The sequence below is a fragment of the Streptomyces sp. NPDC040410 genome, assembly GCF_055595715.1.
In genome coordinates this window covers 1-15,905 of the sequence record NZ_JBVIVK010000031.1, presented here as the reverse complement: position 1 = coordinate 15,905, position 15,905 = coordinate 1, and the positions used below count along the sequence as shown (strand labels likewise).

General features: G+C 67.5%; 17 protein-coding genes and 2 pseudogenes. 16 read left to right on the top strand and 3 right to left on the bottom strand.

Annotated features, from left to right (window positions below):
- Positions 1-304: 304 nt before the first annotated feature.
- The 5 genes from ACZ562_RS35240 to ACZ562_RS35220 all read left to right on the top strand — a co-directional run bounded on the left by ACZ562_RS35240 (position 305) and on the right by ACZ562_RS35220 (position 3,222).
- A complete protein-coding gene (locus tag ACZ562_RS35240; RefSeq protein WP_471188010.1) occupies positions 305-1,423 on the top strand; it encodes a tyrosine-type recombinase/integrase in 1,119 nt (372 codons plus the stop codon).
- Positions 1,423-1,737: a helix-turn-helix domain-containing protein gene (locus ACZ562_RS35235; protein WP_471188008.1), complete on the top strand. Its 315-nt coding sequence runs from the start codon at positions 1,423-1,425 to the stop codon at positions 1,735-1,737. The genes ACZ562_RS35240 and ACZ562_RS35235 overlap by 1 nt, the downstream gene beginning before the upstream one ends.
- A gap of 137 nt (positions 1,738-1,874) precedes the next feature.
- Entirely contained in the window at positions 1,875-2,165 is a 291-nt protein-coding gene (locus ACZ562_RS35230; RefSeq protein WP_471188006.1) for a hypothetical protein, read from the top strand.
- 485 nt (positions 2,166-2,650) lie between these two features.
- Positions 2,651-2,920 carry a hypothetical protein gene (locus tag ACZ562_RS35225; protein ID WP_471188003.1) on the top strand — a complete coding sequence of 90 codons (270 nt, stop codon included), beginning with the start codon at positions 2,651-2,653 and terminating at the stop codon, positions 2,918-2,920.
- On the top strand, positions 2,902-3,222 hold the full coding sequence (locus ACZ562_RS35220) for a hypothetical protein (protein WP_471188001.1): 321 nt from the start codon (positions 2,902-2,904) through the stop codon (positions 3,220-3,222). Before ACZ562_RS35225 ends, ACZ562_RS35220 begins: the two co-directional genes overlap by 19 nt.
- Positions 3,223-3,252: 30 nt before the next feature.
- Here the strand turns inward: ACZ562_RS35220 and ACZ562_RS35215 are convergent, their stop codons facing one another.
- Positions 3,253-3,480, bottom strand: coding sequence for a hypothetical protein (locus tag ACZ562_RS35215; protein ID WP_471187998.1), 228 nt, complete (start codon positions 3,478-3,480; stop codon positions 3,253-3,255).
- A gap of 248 nt (positions 3,481-3,728) precedes the next feature.
- The gene (locus tag ACZ562_RS35210) at positions 3,729-4,718 is read right to left on the bottom strand and encodes a helix-turn-helix transcriptional regulator (protein WP_471187995.1); all 990 of its coding nucleotides are present in this window, start codon (positions 4,716-4,718) and stop codon (positions 3,729-3,731) included.
- Positions 4,719-4,934: 216 nt separating this feature from the next.
- Between ACZ562_RS35210 and ACZ562_RS35205 the strand changes: the two genes are divergently transcribed.
- From ACZ562_RS35205 to ACZ562_RS35155, 11 genes and pseudogenes are all read left to right on the top strand, one after another.
- Positions 4,935-5,978: a helix-turn-helix domain-containing protein gene (locus tag ACZ562_RS35205; RefSeq protein ID WP_471187993.1), complete on the top strand. Its 1,044-nt coding sequence runs from the start codon at positions 4,935-4,937 to the stop codon at positions 5,976-5,978.
- Positions 5,979-6,767: 789 nt separating this feature from the next.
- Positions 6,768-6,920: a hypothetical protein gene (locus ACZ562_RS35200; RefSeq protein WP_471187991.1), complete on the top strand. Its 153-nt coding sequence runs from the start codon at positions 6,768-6,770 to the stop codon at positions 6,918-6,920.
- Positions 6,921-6,925: 5 nt separating this feature from the next.
- Complete coding sequence (locus ACZ562_RS35195; protein WP_471187989.1) at positions 6,926-7,207, top strand: hypothetical protein; 282 nt, start codon at positions 6,926-6,928, stop codon at positions 7,205-7,207.
- A 339-nt stretch (positions 7,208-7,546) separates the two neighbouring features.
- Entirely contained in the window at positions 7,547-8,377 is an 831-nt protein-coding gene (locus tag ACZ562_RS35190; protein WP_471187987.1) for a hypothetical protein, read from the top strand.
- A gap of 47 nt (positions 8,378-8,424) precedes the next feature.
- Positions 8,425-9,669, top strand: coding sequence for a hypothetical protein (locus ACZ562_RS35185; protein ID WP_471187984.1), 1,245 nt, complete (start codon positions 8,425-8,427; stop codon positions 9,667-9,669).
- 114 nt (positions 9,670-9,783) lie between these two features.
- On the top strand, positions 9,784-10,881 hold the full coding sequence (locus tag ACZ562_RS35180) for a transglycosylase family protein (RefSeq protein ID WP_471187982.1): 1,098 nt from the start codon (positions 9,784-9,786) through the stop codon (positions 10,879-10,881).
- A 234-nt stretch (positions 10,882-11,115) separates the two neighbouring features.
- A complete protein-coding gene (locus ACZ562_RS35175) occupies positions 11,116-11,313 on the top strand; it encodes a hypothetical protein (protein ID WP_471187980.1) in 198 nt (65 codons plus the stop codon).
- A 109-nt stretch (positions 11,314-11,422) separates the two neighbouring features.
- Positions 11,423-11,836 (top strand): annotated as a pseudogene (locus tag ACZ562_RS35170) (nucleotidyl transferase AbiEii/AbiGii toxin family protein); the annotation flags it as partial.
- Between the two features lie 2 nt (positions 11,837-11,838).
- Positions 11,839-13,263 carry a radical SAM protein gene (locus tag ACZ562_RS35165; protein ID WP_471187977.1) on the top strand — a complete coding sequence of 475 codons (1,425 nt, stop codon included), beginning with the start codon at positions 11,839-11,841 and terminating at the stop codon, positions 13,261-13,263.
- Positions 13,260-14,276 carry an aminotransferase class I/II-fold pyridoxal phosphate-dependent enzyme gene (locus ACZ562_RS35160; protein ID WP_471187974.1) on the top strand — a complete coding sequence of 339 codons (1,017 nt, stop codon included), beginning with the start codon at positions 13,260-13,262 and terminating at the stop codon, positions 14,274-14,276. Before ACZ562_RS35165 ends, ACZ562_RS35160 begins: the two co-directional genes overlap by 4 nt.
- A 30-nt stretch (positions 14,277-14,306) precedes the next feature.
- Positions 14,307-15,215 (top strand): class I SAM-dependent methyltransferase, encoded by a 909-nt coding sequence (locus ACZ562_RS35155; RefSeq protein WP_471187971.1) that lies wholly within the window; start codon positions 14,307-14,309, stop codon positions 15,213-15,215.
- Between the two features lie 251 nt (positions 15,216-15,466).
- On the opposite strand, the pseudogene ACZ562_RS35150 reads toward ACZ562_RS35155, so the two are convergent.
- Positions 15,467-15,660: pseudogene (locus tag ACZ562_RS35150) on the bottom strand (transposase); the annotation flags it as partial.
- Positions 15,661-15,905: the final 245 nt, after the last annotated feature.

The window sequence follows — 15,905 nt, the reverse complement described above, 5'->3', positions numbered from 1 at the left end:
TGCGAAGCCCTCAGCCGGTGCGCCAGCCGACCATGATCAATCTCAGCGGCACCATTCTGTACCGCAACTACTACCGACGCTAATTGCATCGGATGCGAATAGGCGACACCCGCCCTGGAAGCTGGCCGGAGACTGCATAGAGGCGGCCCCAGCAGGGCCGTTGGCCTCAGGGCTACGGTAGCGGCCTTGTCGGTGGACATCTGCCGATCTCACTCCATCGAGCGATTGAACTGCGAAGACGCCTCCGAGTCGCATCTGATGCGAAATTCTCGCGTCAGATGCGATAGACGGAGAGTGATGGCGGATGGGTGGGGACGGTCTCGTTCCAGGGTCTGCTCGGCTGCACCTGATCGACGGTCTGCCGTTGCTGCGGCCGGACGAGCAAGGCTTCGAGGCGGTGATCAAGGGCTGGCGCAACCAGCAGCTCGCCCGGAATCTTTCGCTGGGGTACGTCAGCGACCAGGAACGCACGGTCCGGGCGTTCACCCGGCATGCCGATGCGATGTCGTGGCAGTGGACGCCGCAGCACGTCGACGAATGGTTAGCCGATCTGCGGGCTGTGCACGGCTGTGTCCGATCCGCCCTGCGCAACTACCAGGGCTCGGTACGGCAGTTCTGCGACTTCCTGACCAATCCAGCCTACGGCTGGAGCGACGAGTGCCTGCGGTACTTCGGTACTCACCCAGTCCAGGTGGTCTACGACTGGAACGCCGCGACGCACGCCGACGAAACCGAGGGCGAGCCAGAACGCCGAGCCTTCACCAAGCCCGAGCTGGAAGCGTTCTTCGATCACGCCGACGAGGAGGTCTTGCGCGTTCGCGGCAAGGGCCGCAAGGGGTGGCTGCCGGCCTTCCGGGATGCCGCCTTGTTCAAGGTCGCGTACGCCTACGGCCTGCGACGCAACGAGACCCGAATGCTGGATCTCACCGACTTCGGACGCAACCCGGAGGGCCGGGAGTTCGGCGAGTACAACACCCTGCTGGTCCGCTACGGCAAGGCCAAGAAGGGGTCACCACCCAAGCGCCGCAGCGTGCTGACCGTCTGGCACTGGACGCCTTACACGATCAAGGAATGGATCAGCGAGGTGCGTCCCGGGCTGCGGCACTCGACCAGCCGGGCCCTCTGGCCATCCGAGCGAGGCCCGCGGATCGGGCTCCAACGCCTGGACTCCCGCTTCGCCGCCTACCGGGACGCCGTCGGCCTGGACCCCGCGCTGGAGTTCCACTCGCTGCGCAGGTCCTACATCACCCACCTGATCGAGGACGGCCACGACCCGCTGTTCGTCCAGCACCAGGTCGGCCACGACCACGCCTCCACCACCGCGATCTACACCTGGGTCTCCTCCGACTTCCGCACCCGCGGCCTGCGTCGCGTCCTGGACGCCACCATCGAGGCCGCTCTGCGGCAAGGAAGGACCTCCTGATGCCACGCCAGATCAGCTACCGGTGGCGCCTGCGCGAGCTGATGGCCGCCCGCAGCATGTTCACCGTCGCCGAACTGATGCCTCACCTGACCGAACGCGGCATCACACTGTCCTCCTCCCAGGTCCACCGTCTGGTCTCCGGAACCCCGGAACGACTGTCCCTGCCTGTGCTGGCCACCCTCTGCGACATCCTCGACTGCACGCTCACCGACCTGATCGCCACCTCGGCCCACAAAACCTCCCGGCCCGCCGCGCCGCCGGCGAAGAGGCGCCGATCAACCTGGCCGCTCACCGACCCACACGGGTACGGCTGACACCCGAGGGGTGAGCGTTGACGCCCGAGGAGTACGAGCGGTGGATAATCCGCGACTGCGCACGCTGCGGCCGTCGCGCCTCGAAGTCCGCCGAGTGATCGGACGGCCCGATCTGCCGAACCTGATACGACCGTGCGATGCGAGTCCGTGGCCGCTGCCCCTGCTGCGACACCGACCGGCTGCTGCCCGGACGGGACACCGACGGCGCACCGACCTGCCGCGACTGCGCGGGCATCGTCCGTGACTTCTTCTGCAATCGCTGCGGCTTCGAGGGGCTGCTGCTTGGCGGACGCCTCTGCGAACACTGCACCCTCGCCGACACGCTCGCCCGCCTCCTCGACGACGGCACCGGCCGCGTCGCCCCGGCGTTGCTGCCGCTGGTCAAGATCCTGCTGGAGATGGACCGGCCCAAGAGCCGACTCATCTGACTGTGCAACCCCAACGTCGTCCGACTCCTCCAGGGCCTGGCCACGGGCAGTATCCCGCTCACCCATGACGGGCTGCACCAGGAAACCCCCCTGGCGAACCGTCACTCACCTGCGTGACCTGCTGATGGACCAGCGCTGTCCTCCCGCGGGTCGACTGGCAGCTCCTGCTCTACCAGCGCTGGCCGACCGAACGGCTCGCCACCATCGAAGACCCCGAACACCGCCAGCTTCGCCGCCACTTCACCACCTGGCACCAACTGCGGCGCCTGCGAACCAAGGCGGAGAAGGGACCGCTGGGACGCTCCCAGACCAACCACACCAAGCAGGAAGTCACCCAGGCCGGCGCCTTCCTCACATGGCTCGCCGGCCGAGGACGTGCAATCGGGCAGTGCCAGCAGGCCGACATCGACGCCTGGCACACCGAGAGCCTGGCCACCCGCCGCCCGTCTCAGTCCTTCCTACGGTGGTGCATGAAGACCGGCCGGATGCCCCGCCTCACACTGCCGCCGACGGTCATCACCCAGGACTCGGAACCGCTGCACCAGCACCGCCGGCTCGCGATCCTCCGCCGTGTCCTCAACGACGACTCCTTGCCCCTGCGGGCCCGGGTCGCCGCCGCGCTCGTTCTCCTCTCCGCGCAACCCGTCAGCCGCATCGTCCGCCTCACCATCGACGACGTCACCGACGACGAGACCACCGTCACCGTCCGGCTGGGAGACCCGCCGTCCCCGCTGCCGTGCCCGTCGCCGACCTGATGCGGGCCTACACCCAGTCCCGGCAACACCTGCCCTACGTCAGCAGCAGGAGCTCACAGTGGCTCTTCCCCGGCCGCCGGCCCGGACAGCCCATGAACCCGGTCAGCCTCCAAGTCCACCTGCGAGAGATCGGCGTCCCTCCACAGCACGGCAGGACCTCCGCGATCCGCCAACTCGTCCTCCAAGCCCCGGCCCCCGTCATCGCGAAGGCACTCGGCTACCACGACAAGACCGCCACCCGCCTGGTCACCGAAGCCGGAGGCACCTGGAGCCGATACGCCCCCGGTGACCACACGCGGTGAGTTGTCGCTCACTCCAGCTGGCATGCCTCGTCACTCGGGAAAAGAAAAGCCCAGTTCACGCAGGCGGGGCAGGCAGGCTTCGAGGCACTGCTCCACCGACGCGGCATCGGTGCGCACGAGGATGTCGTCACGCAACGGGGCGCCACCGGCCACGAACGTCCAAGGATTCCGCCTCTCTGCCATCCGCTCAGCATCAGCCTTGAACAGCACGGTTATCCCCTGTTCAGCCAGCGCTTCCATGATCGCGACAACGTCCACCGGTGACCCCTCCAGAAATGCCTCGGACACACCACGTGAACCTATCCGCCCAAGCACAGACCACGAACACGGGCCTCGCCACCCAGAGTGACCAACGAGGACCGTCCAAGATGGAATACGCAACACCTCAACATGCGGGACTACCAGTCTCACGCCCGAGCACCAGCACCGTCGGCGCAGCACGCGGATGGGGTGGCGACGCAGCGAACAAGGCCGCCTGAGCGTTTTGAGGCGCGGAGATCCGTTACTCAGAGCCACCCGCGCTGGGCGGCCTTGAGTCCCGCCTCGAACCGGCTGGACGCCTGGAGGCGCTCCATCAGAGCAGCCATCTGGCGCCGCACCGTCCGCAGGGAGACGCCCAGACGCTTGCCTGCGGCCTCGTCCGTCATGCCGGAGGCCAGCAGTTTGAGCAGCTCCCGCTCCGCCAGGGAGATGGCCTCATCCTCGGCGGCACCCCGGCGGACCGCGCCGAGCGGAACGGCCGACTCCCATGTCTGTTCGAACAGTGCGAGCAGGGACGCCACGATGCCAGGCGCATTCGTGCACAGGGCGCCCAGACGGGAATTGGCTGGATCGATGGGCACCACCGCGGTGTGCCGGTCGAAGATCAGCATGCGCGGGGGCAGGACCGGGCTCGTGCGTACCTGCCCGCCCTGCTCGCTGATCCAGCGCGCGTAGGCAAACGTTGGCGGGTCGTTGCGGGCGCTGTCCTGGTAGATGGTCAGCAGCTGTACGCCTTGGCCCAAAGCCTGCTCGTCCAGCGGCCGTGACGCCTCGAGGCTCGCTTGTGACTGGGCGCCGCCCGGTTCGATGGCCCGGCATTCCTGGCGGAGATCCCGGGCCAGACCCTCCAGGCGGCGCTGGATAGCATCAAGGCCGACGAGCCGCTCGGCACCGTCCTCACGAGTTCCTGGTCGCAGCGTTGCGAACTCGGCAACCGTACGGGCCACGGCCTCCCGGCTGCGAGCCAGCTCCTCCTGGCGGCGCAGCAGCTCCACTTCCTGCCGGCGCAGGATGATCTCAAGCCCCAGCTCGGGACTGACCGCCCGCACCATGCCGGGAACGTCCCGGGACGGCTGCAGCAACTCCAGGTCCACGAGCTTGTCCAGACACTCGCGCACCTCGTCCTCAGTGAGCGCCAGCCGCGCGCTCAACTCGGCCACCCCGTTGTCCTCATGGCCCAGGACGGCTCGGTAGACCGATTCCAAGGCCTGATCAATCCCTAGTGCTTCTAGCACGAACCCCCCACCCAAAAAGCACATCCACCCCCAGGCATCAGCACTTTCGATGCCAGAGCGGCTCCACGCTATGGACCGGCGGGCCGTCGGATCAGGGACGAGGTATGCCGTTCAGGGGACCGTACGCGCCACAGGCAGCTGCTCACATGGCGGTGGGAAAACGGAGTGCCCAAGGGCGGTAATGACCCTTCTGGCCTATGCTCAGCGGATGTGATCTTGCCTACGCACCAGGGGACGACGTCCACCGCCCTTACTCGTCTGAGCGTCCGGACCGCACGTCTCGTCGGTGTACCTCGGGACCAGTACGTGCACCTGCTGGGCCTGGCCCCTGAGCACCTCGACGACGACCTGTGCCGCCCCCCTGCCGCCACGAGCAACCGCATCGCGGAACTGACGACGGCCTGTGCTGCATGGACTGACGTGTCCGGGCTGCTGATACAGCAGTCGGGCATCGGCACGCTCGGAGTCTGGGACTACCTGATCACCAGCGCGCCCAGTCCGCTGGAGGGCATAAAAGACGCCGCGGCCTACTTCGCCGTCGTCGCCGACGCGGCAACAGACTCCCTGCGCATCACGGAGGACGGCGAACAGGTCACCATCAGCCACGTCAGCCAGGCCGATCTGACGAACGAGGCGGCCTGCGCCATCCGCGGCTACGCACTCGGCTTGTACCAGCAGCGCCTCAGCCAGGCCGCAGGGCGCCGCCTGGTGCCCCTGCGCGTCACCCTGGCCGCGAAAGCGCCCGACCGGCACGACGCCCTGGTCGAGTTGTACGGGACTCGCACCATCGACTTCGAGGCGCCGGCCAGTTCGATCACGTTCCTCGCGTCCGACTTGACACCCCCGACACCGCATGCCCAGCCCGGTCTGTCCTCCGTACTTCGAAGACACGCCGAGCAGACCCTCGCCACCGCGATACCGCTCCGCAACTGGTTGGACCTCTTCCGCACAGCGTTGGCCTCCGTCCATGACGAGACCTCGCCGACGCTGCCCGTGGTGGCACGGCGCATGGCCATCAGCACCCGAACCCTCCAACGCCGCCTCAACGAACACGGCACGACATGGAACGACGAGCTGGAGACTGTGCGTCGAACCCACGTCACGCACCTGCTGCACAGCACGGACCTCGGCATCGACGCGATAGCCGCCCGAAGCGGCTACGCCAACGCCCGCTCCCTGCGGCGGGCGGTACAACGCTGGTACGGCATCACCCCCGCAGGTGTGCGCCGCAGCGGCCCACCTGCACAGCGTAGCCAATAGCTGCTCACGGGATCTTGACCACGCCGGTCCACGGCGAGTTGAGGCCGTCTACCGCGTGGGAACGGGCGCATGGCGACCAGACATCCGCCGAGTCCTCGAGGACCCCGTCTCCGCCGCAGCCGTCGCGACCACCGACCCGCCGCATTGAACCACCACCGAAGCCCGATGTGCGGTCAGCCGTTGTCTCGCAACGGTGGGCAGCGGTGGTGACTTCACCCCATCGTGCTCCGACTCTCCCTGGGACCGGATGCACCCCAGACTCACCCACCGCGGCCCCTGGCTGAACCGCGCAGAAGATGAACTCCCCATCATGCATGGCACCTTGATCCGTCTGAAAGTCGAGCGTCTGCCGGGCGACCACGACCCCAAGTCCGGTCTGGCTGTGGTGTAAGAGCGTCAAACGCGCCGATTCGATCAAGGAACAGCAAGCCCGCCGAGGTTAGACGTCAAGTTGAGGCCGATCCATCCTTCCTCATCGACCAGCAGAGGCCGATAGACCGGCTCCAACGACTGATCGACCCCCACAGTGGCCCCAGCAGGCTACCCCGACGAGCGCTTTTCCCAGTCCAGAGCCCTTCAAGTTGCACCTTGTGCACGCAGCCCATGCGGTGGGGCCGCCAACCCGTGGCTCCTTGCTGCCAGCCACCTTGGTGCCAGCCGTAGGCGCTTCCCCACCGGTGACGCGACCCGCAGGATGGTGATCACCGAGAGGGACACGGGCCGGACAGCCGGTCGGCTCCCTCACCGCCGCAGAACCGTTCCACACTTCTGTCATCCAAGGGGATCCGCATGTTCCGCACCGCTCGCCGTCTGTTCGCCACCGGCACAGTCGCTCTCGTCCTGTCCACCGCCGCCCTCGACGAAACCGGCGTCATGGGCTGGGACAACGAGCCCGCGGACACGCCGCTCGCCGCAAGCCCCGTCGTTATCGGCTGGGACTGAACTGAATGCGCATCGTCAGCGTGACCTTCCAGGCGCGCAGCAACTCGGCACAGACGGCGGGGATCTGCCCGCTAGTGCACGATCTGCTTTGGGCACATGCGACGCCCGGCTCCGGGCTGGAGCATGTGCGGGTCCGTCCCGTTCGGGCCGGCTTGGAGGCCGTGTGCTTCGTCAGTGCCGCCACCGACGCCGCCGCCGTCACCGGCGTACGCCACCTGCTCGACCGGGTACGGGACCCGGTCGCCGCACACGGCTACTCGGCGATCTGGCCAGAGCCCGCCGAGTAGCGCACCGACTGGGGCAGCTGACTCCCCGCCACTATTTGCCTTCCGCCTCACACCTCGCGGCGCGAGCCTTCATCCGCTAACCGGCCGCCTCATGCCGCCTTCCCGGCCGGGACCGTGCCCACCGGCGATACACCCCGCCACCGACCGCCGTAACTGGGCCACCCCATTCGTCGGCACCCAAAGATTGCCGTACACCGGCCGCCCGTCCTGGGCCCCTTGCCCGACCAGGTGTGCCGTCGGCTTCCTCACCACCCCCTGCACACCGCCGCAGTCCATTCCCTGTCCGCGGGCGCTTCGCCCTGCCCGCTTCCGACTCGCACCGACGTCTTGGAGACCGCCATGCCCAGAAGGAAAGCACTGATCGTCCGTACGAGCCTGGCCCTGTCCGCCATGACGGCGGCCGGAGCGGCCGTGGCCCTGACCACCGGTGCGTACGCCACCACGACGGCGGCGCCCGCGCCGGCCAAGGTACGCACCCACGCCCCGCACAGCACCGCCCCGGTATCCACCCCGACCGCCACCGCCAGGCACGGCAAGCCGTCGCCCACCACGCCGCACCATGCGCACTCCCAGCCCGGTCGCGTCACCACGGCGGGCACGGATGAGGCCGGCGGAGACTCACCGGCGCGGACGCCGCCGAAGCCCCTGCCCGCCAAAAGCCTGCCCGACAACAAGGCCGCCCAGTGGAAGCCTATGGGCCCTGCGAACACCCGTCCCGTCGGTCGCGACACACCGCTCAACGAATGCGCTGCCGTCCACGGCGCGACCTCCTGGCAGCAGCAGGGGTATGTCAGTGCCTTCAAGACCCCGGCCATCGAGGACTCGTTCACCTTCCAGACGCCCGCCGCCGCGACCTCCGCCTATCAGAGCCTCGTCGCGGACATGGCTGACTGCCAGAGCACCTCACGCCAGGTGCAGCGCAAGGGCGGTCTGACGGCGGACGCCCGCGTGCAACGCACGGCGGCCACGTCCGACGGCAACGCCTACAGCAGGCAGTGGACCGGAATGGCTGGCATGTCCGCCCCCGGCCCACAGACCAACCACATCTACCTGGTCCGACGCGGCGCCGCGGTGACCGTCCTTCAGTTCACCGAAATGCTCGCCTCCGGTCCTCAGCACTCCTACGACACCCACAACGACCAGGGCACGCTGGCCACCCTGGCCCGCTGACCGGCACCCAGCCTCTTCCCCCTACACCTGACACCAAGGAGTTCGACATGTCCCGCCGCTCTCGCGCCTCCCTGCGCCTGGCCGCCATCGCCACCGTGACCGCAAGCCTGACTCTGCCCCTCCTCAACGCCCCTGCCGCCCAGGCCGCTTCCACCGCCGGCGGACCGATCACCCGCAGCGAGGTCCTCGCCCGCGCCCAGAGCTGGGTGGACGAGAAAGTCCCCTACAACCAGGGCGGTTACAAGACCGACGCCAACGGCACCTACCGCGAGGACTGTTCCGGCTACGTCTCCATGGCCTGGCACCTCACGACCAGCCTGACCACCTGGACCCTGCCGAACGTCTCCACGAAGATCGGCTTCAGCCAGCTCCAGGGCGGCGACATCCTCGACTACACCGATGCGCACACCTTCATCTTCAACAAGTGGACCGACAAGGCCAACGGAGCCTTCACTTACTACGCCGAGTCCAACCCCAACAACCCCACGCACGGCCCCACCGCCGCCAACATCAACAACTCCAGCATCGAGGGCTGGCCCACCAGTTACTACGATGCCTACCGCTACAACCACATCGTCAACAACACCACTGCCGGCATCGGCATGTGGAATCCGTCGGACCACTACTTCCACCTGCGCAATGCGCTGAGTGCGGGTCCGAACGACAAGGACTTCGTGTTCGGTGCGACGGGCATGCAGCCGGTCACGGGTGACTGGGACGGCATAGGCACCGACGGCGTCGGCATGTACGACTCGGCCAACCACACGTTCTACCTGCGCAACAGCCCCAGCGCCGGCGGCAACGACTACACGGTGTCCTTCGGCAGCGCCGGTGACATCCCGGTGGTCGGTGACTGGGACGGCAACGGCACCGACACCATCGGCGTGTGGCGGCCCTCGAACCACACGTTCTACCTGCGCAACTCCAACACCGCCGGCCCGGCGGACAAGACGTTCGTCTACGGCGGCGACGGCATGCAGCCGATCGCGGGTGACTGGGACGGCGTGGGCACCGACGGGGTCGGCATGTACGACGACAGCACCCACATGGTCTACCTCCGCAACAGCCCCAGCGCCGGCGGCAACGACTACACCATCAGCTACGGCACCCCCGGCGACATCGCGGTGGCAGGCGACTTCAACGGCGACGGCAAAGACACCGTCAGCGTGTGGAACCCCACCACGCACTACTTCGACATCAACAACTCCAACACCAACAACGACCCGTCCGCCACCTTCGTCTACGGCGCCACCGGCATGATCCCCGTCGCCGGCGACTGGGACGGCCAGTAAGAGCCCCTTGCGGCGCCGGGCCCTGCCGCCCGCCCGGCGCCGCCGCTATCTCTCCCGCACCTCCTTCAGGACACGGGCGTCCGTGCCCTCACACATGCCTTCCGGAGTCTTCTCATGCGCACTCGCGTCTTCACCCCGCCCGTCAGCCGGGCCACCCGCACCCTGGCCCTCGCCACCGCGCTGACGGCCGCAGTCCTGGGCCTCGGGACCGCCCCGGCACAGGCGGCCTCCGTCGAGACGTGGGACAAGGTGGCCGAATGCGAGAGCAGCGGCAACTGGAGCCTCAACACCGGTAACGGCTTTTACGGGGGACTCCAGTTCACCCAGTCCACGTGGACCGGCTACGGCGGTACCGCCTACGCTTCCCGGGCCGACCTCGCCACCAAGAAGGAGCAGATCCTGATAGGCGAGAAGGTACTGGCCAGCCAAGGCGAAGGAGCCTGGCCCACGTGCGGGCCGCGGGCCGGTCTGGGAGACGATCACGCCGTCCCCTACCCGACCTACACCGCTGCCGGCATCGGCATGTGGAATCCGTCGGACCACTACTTCCACCTGCGCAATGCGCTGAGTGCGGGTCCGAACGACAAGGACTTCGTGTTCGGTGCGACGGGCATGCAGCCGGTCACGGGTGACTGGGACGGCATAGGCACCGACGGCGTCGGCATGTACGACTCGGCCAACCACACGTTCTACCTGCGCAACAGCCCCAGCGCCGGCGGCAACGACTACACGGTGTCCTTCGGCAGCGCCGGTGACATCCCGGTGGTCGGTGACTGGGACGGCAACGGCACCGACACCATCGGCGTGTGGCGGCCCTCGAACCACACGTTCTACCTGCGCAACTCCAACACCGCCGGCCCGGCGGACAAGACGTTCGTCTACGGCGGCGACGGCATGCAGCCGATCGCGGGTGACTGGGACGGCGTGGGCACCGACGGGGTCGGCATGTACGACGACAGCACCCACATGGTCTACCTCCGCAACAGCCCCAGCGCCGGCGGCAACGACTACACCATCAGCTACGGCACCCCCGGCGACATCGCGGTGGCAGGCGACTTCAACGGCGACGGCAAAGACACCGTCAGCGTGTGGAACCCCACCACGCACTACTTCGACATCAACAACTCCAACACCAACAACGACCCGTCCGCCACCTTCGTCTACGGCGCCACCGGCATGATCCCCGTCGCCGGCGACTGGGACGGCCAGTAAGAGCCGCACGCAGGAACGAGGCTGCCTCCGCACCAGTACGGTGCGGAGGCACCACCGTTCCCGGCACAGACGCCCCATGAAGCTCCGCCATCTTGAAGTGTCTGGTCGGCGGGGTGGCGTGGCCTGGTTTCGGGGCGTTCGTGGTGGTCGTGGGCGGCAGTCTGGGGTGTAGATCGTCTGGCAGGGCGGTTTTTGTGGATTCCAGCCCGTCGTCGACAGTGTCGCTCCGACGCAATGATGGATACCGAGGTGCTGGAGCGGGTCGCCGCGCGACGTGCGGAGTTGGATGGAATCGAAGAACAGCTGGCCAAGCAGTTGGCGGAGGTGCGGGCTGAGCGGGACGAGGGGGATCGCTACCACGCAGCCCTCCGTAATCTGTTCAACCGCATGCTCGGCCAACTCCCCCAGCACCCCGCGGCCGGCTGCCGATGAAGGGCTGGGCCGTTCGAGGGGCGGTCTGACCGCTGATCAGCCGTCCCCTCCGCGACGCCTGGGAGAACCGCTTCCCCGAGCTGCCTACGGACAAGGCCGCCGCTGCCCTGTGAACCTCTCCGAACTGCATCGTCGCCTCCTGTCGGACGTCCTCGACATTGGGACCGCCTATCCTCTGGTGATCACCGGTGGGTACGCCGTCCAAGCTCACGGCTTGGTCGACCGTCTCTCCCAGGATGTCGATGTCGCCACCGAGAACCCCGCACCGATCAGCGAGATTGTCCGCTCAGTGAGCGACGGGCTCATGGAGCGTGGCTGGCAGGTCGAGCAGATTGAGATCGGGGCACTGTCCGGCCGGCTCCTCGCCACCGACTCCGGCATGGGCGAGCAGTGTGAGGTCGACGTCCTGAGAGAGGTCCTCTGGTACCCACCGACGTCGAGCGAATACGGCCCGGTGCTGTCACTGGACGATGTGATCGGAACTATGGTGCGGGCGCTTGCCGACAGAGGCGCAGTGCGCGACCGTTGACGACGGATCGGATCGGGGCACCGCGTTCCGCCTGTAGTTCGGCCCATGTCGTCTGGGGCCAGTTCATGCATGATGACGGGATGAACCATAGCGACCAGCGCTTCCACGTCATCGTGCTGTCGAACTTCGCGAAGGGCTTCGACAAGTACCCGTTCGCTTACGGTAAAGCGGGGATTCCGGAGAGTACCTATCCCGACCGGTTCCACCTGCTGACCCGTGCGGAGTTGGGAATCGGCATCGGCAAGGCGCGACGCTTGCTGGACCGTCTGGCCATTCCGGGCGACCGGCTGCTGGTGCTGGAAACCACGGTGGACCCCGACAAGCTGGTGCCCAACGTGTCGACCGGCCTCGGCATGGAACTGCACGAGGCTCGCATCCGGTTGTCAGCAGTCCACGAACTGGCCGAAGCAGGCGACGAGTTCACTCTGCGCCCGACAACCGTCGAGGATGCGATGGCGGCCTCCCTGCACCTGCACGGATCGGCACAGCGGCGCTACGCCGACACGCGACCGCGCTCGGTTTCGCTTCTGCCGGTCGCCTCCGCCTGCCAAGCCCGGTGTTCGTTCTGCTTCTCCTCGGCTTCGATCTCCAGCGACCAAGCGCCGGCACGGGTCCCGTGGGATGCGGTCACCCACTGGCTGGAGCGCGCCCGTGCGGCGGGTGCCGAGCGTGCAGTGATCACCGGCGGCGGGGAGCCCACGCTCATACCGTTCGAACAGCAGCTGCGACTGGTGTCCGCATGCTCGGCAGCCTTCCCGAAGGTCGTCCTGATCACCAACGCGCACACCCTGGCGAAGGGCCAGCACGCTGACCGGGGCGGCCGCCTCGCAGCCCTGAGCGCCGCAGGCCTGAGCGTGCTCGCGGTCTCCCGGCACCATCAGGACGACGCCGTCAGCGAGCGGCTGATGATGCTGCGCACGCCGGTGAGCTCCGTGATCGACACCTGGCGCGTGGAACGTGACCGCTGGCCGGGCCTGCGGATGAGGCTGATCTGCGTGCTCCAGCACGGCGGCGTCGCCGACGCAGCCGAGGTCGCCGACTACCTTTCGTGGGCCGCGGCTCTCGGTGTCGAGGAAGTCTGCTTCAAAGAGCTCTACGTCTCCACCAGCACTGAGTCGCTCTACTTCGAACGCGCCGCCAACGTCTGGAGCCGAGAGCACCAGGTGTCGTTGTCCATCATCACCCGGTTCGCCGAGCAGCACGGCTTCGAACTGGCGAGCCGCCTCCCCTGGGGCGCGCCGGTCTACCACGGCAGCTGGGACGGACGACCGATGCGGATCGCCGCTTACACCGAACCCAGCCTGCTCTGGGAACGCACCAACGGGATCGCACGCAGCTGGAACGTCATGGCCGACGGACGCTGCTACGCCTCCCTGGAAGACCGGGCCAGCGAGATCGTGCCGGAAGGTGCAACGGCATGAGGTTCGACGAGTTCCAGGAATTCCGGCAGCGGCAGCTCAGTGCTTCCTCGTCGCTTCTGGATGCCGCCGAGACCAACGTGTACCGGGCGCTTGCTCCGATGCGACCGGATCCGCCGACCGACACGAGTATGGTGCACCGGTGCGATCTCGCCCGTGCCTGGCTGCGGCGCTTCGAGCTGCCGGAAGAGTGGTCCGGCCACGCCATGGTCTGTCGAGGGGTCCGTCACGGGCTCGGCGTGGTGTTCCACTGGCTGCGCGCCATGCAAGCGCGGTTGTGGCTGCCCAGCGACGTGTACCCGGTTTACTTCGAGCTGGCCCGCGCTGCGGGCCTGGCGCCCGCGTCCTACCCGACGCTGCCGGCGCCGGCCCTGCCGAGGTCGCCGGCGGACGACCGGCCCGAATACCTGCTGCTCGCCAACCCCAGGAAGCCGCTAGGCCGGTACCTGTCCGATGCCGAGTGTGCCGCGGTGATTTCGTGGTTGCGGGAATCACCACGCCGCCGCCTGCTGATCGACAGCGTCTACGACCTGGGAGCCCCGTTCGCTGCCAGCACACGGCGATTGCTGGACACCGGTTGTGCGGTCCTGCTGCATTCGGTCACCAAGGGATGGCTGTGGCCACGCACGTTCGGCGTGGTCCTGCTGGGTCCGGCGCAAGTCGAATTGGCCGAAGCGTTCCGGTCGGATCCGCCGACGCCGGCTCAGCTGAGGCTCGCCGACCGTCTGCTGACCGAGCACAGTGACGTGCCCCGGCAAGTCGTCGACGAACTGGCCGCACGGGCAGAGCGGTTGTTCGAACGGCTGCCGGACGAGGTGCTCGGGGCGATTCCCACGGCGAGCCGGACTTGTCCCGGCAACTATTTCTTCCCGGTTGAAATCCCAGCGGAGACGCTCCAGCGTGAGTGCGGCGTGCTCGCCATGCCGGTCAGCGTGTTCGGGGAGAGCAGTTGGTCCGGCTCCATCCTGACCAGCCTTGCTGACGCTTTCGGCCCGACGTCGGCGGTGGCGCGATGAAGCCACTGGAGGACCTGGCCGTATACGACGATGCGGTCTTCTACGATCAGGAGTTCGCTGCGCGGACCCACGACATCCCGTTCTTCCTCGGACAAGCGGTCCGGGCGGGCGGTCCGGTCCTGGAGGTGGCCTGCGGAACCGTGGCGCATCACCCTGCCGATCGCGCGGGCGGGTGTCGAGGTCACAGGGCTTGACATCATGCCCTCGATGCTTGCGCGTGCCCGTCAGCGGGCCGAGGACGAGCGACTGCCAGTCGAGTGGCTGGAACAGGACTGCCGAGATGTCCGCTCTGACAGGCGCTTCGCCCTGGTGTTCTCGGCAACCAACGCGATGCAGCACCTGCACGACCTGGATTCCGTGGTCGCGTTCCTCGCCTCGGCGCGAAACGTGCTGCGAGCAGGCGGGACCCTGATCCTGGACGTCTTCAACCCCGACATGGCCAAGCTGTGCAGGCTCCCCGAGTCGCCCTACCACCACAAGTCGGTCGTGGACCGGGACGGGGCGAGGCTCGACGTGCGAGCGACGACCAGCTACGACGCCGCCGCCCAAGTGCTGCGCTTCACGCTGGACTACCTACGCGACGGCGTGTGCGTACGCACCAAGAAGGTCAGCATGCGCTGCTTCTTTCCCGAGGAACTGTTGGCGCTCTGCCGGCTGGCCGGTCTCGCCGTCGCGCAGCGCTACGGAGACTACGATCAATCCCTGTTCACGAGCACCTCGCAGAAGCAGCTCCTGTTCTGCCGCTCCAAACCGCCAAAGGCCAGATCGGCGATCCGCCGTCGGTACCGGTCATGCATCCGAGCTGAGCCAGCACCGTATTCCGGGCAACATGCCTGTTCGGAGGCCACACGAGCGGTGATCCTCGCTGTCGTCCCCGCGTCCCGGACTTCCCAGACCACCAGCGCGGACAGGTGCGGGAGCAGCAGCTTCAACGTCTGACCGCATAGCACTACCGTTCAAAGATCGACCTGATGATCAGTCATGTTGGGCAATCCCGAAATGTTGATCAGAGCCGTATCTACTGGCCGGCGTCACTCTTCCGCTTCGCAGGCCGCCGTGGTTGAACTTCGTCGTCCCCGCCTGCGCGGGGGTAGCTCGGGGCGCCACCCAATACCGCTGGTACCTCAACGGGTCGTGGTCACGTCCGCTGGATTGGTATATCGACGGCACTCGGTGATCTCGTTTTGAGACTATGCGGTGAGTGCGGTCGGCAGGACGGTCTCGTCGATTTGTGACTCGATCAGGTGGAGGCGCGCCTTGGCCAGCAGCTCGCGGCCCATGTAGCGGCGGCCTCGGTCCATTCGTCGTTCTGCTCGGCCAGGACCGCGCCGACCAGGCGGATCAGCGCGGTGCGGTCGGGGAAGATGCCGACCACGTCGGTGCGGCCGACCGTCATGTACGCGAGGACTGCCGGCGTGGTGCGCGTGAGCGTCGAGCCTCGCGGGTGTGTGGCCTCGCCCGGCGGACGGCACCATGGTGACGGAGCCGTCCGCCGGGCTGTTCGGGTGGTCAGATCCGTGGTGCGGGAACCCTGCCCAGGACCTCTTCCATCGCCATACCGATCGCGAGCAGCCTCCGATCGCTGCCGATGGGTCCTTCCAGGCTGAGGCCGACGGGTAGTCCGGGGTC

Coding starts and splice junctions, on each gene's coding strand:
- ACZ562_RS35240 (WP_471188010.1), top strand. CDS start 305: ATGGGTGGGGACGGTCTCGTTCCAGGGTCTGCTCGGCTGCACCTGATC.
- ACZ562_RS35235 (WP_471188008.1), top strand. CDS start 1,423: ATGCCACGCCAGATCAGCTACCGGTGGCGCCTGCGCGAGCTGATGGCC.
- ACZ562_RS35230 (WP_471188006.1), top strand. CDS start 1,875: ATGCGAGTCCGTGGCCGCTGCCCCTGCTGCGACACCGACCGGCTGCTG.
- ACZ562_RS35225 (WP_471188003.1), top strand. CDS start 2,651: ATGCCCCGCCTCACACTGCCGCCGACGGTCATCACCCAGGACTCGGAA.
- ACZ562_RS35200 (WP_471187991.1), top strand. CDS start 6,768: ATGTTCCGCACCGCTCGCCGTCTGTTCGCCACCGGCACAGTCGCTCTC.
- ACZ562_RS35195 (WP_471187989.1), top strand. CDS start 6,926: ATGCGCATCGTCAGCGTGACCTTCCAGGCGCGCAGCAACTCGGCACAG.
- ACZ562_RS35190 (WP_471187987.1), top strand. CDS start 7,547: ATGCCCAGAAGGAAAGCACTGATCGTCCGTACGAGCCTGGCCCTGTCC.
- ACZ562_RS35185 (WP_471187984.1), top strand. CDS start 8,425: ATGTCCCGCCGCTCTCGCGCCTCCCTGCGCCTGGCCGCCATCGCCACC.
- ACZ562_RS35180 (WP_471187982.1), top strand. CDS start 9,784: ATGCGCACTCGCGTCTTCACCCCGCCCGTCAGCCGGGCCACCCGCACC.
- ACZ562_RS35175 (WP_471187980.1), top strand. CDS start 11,116: ATGATGGATACCGAGGTGCTGGAGCGGGTCGCCGCGCGACGTGCGGAG.
- ACZ562_RS35160 (WP_471187974.1), top strand. CDS start 13,260: ATGAGGTTCGACGAGTTCCAGGAATTCCGGCAGCGGCAGCTCAGTGCT.
- ACZ562_RS35155 (WP_471187971.1), top strand. CDS start 14,307: ATGCGGTCTTCTACGATCAGGAGTTCGCTGCGCGGACCCACGACATCC.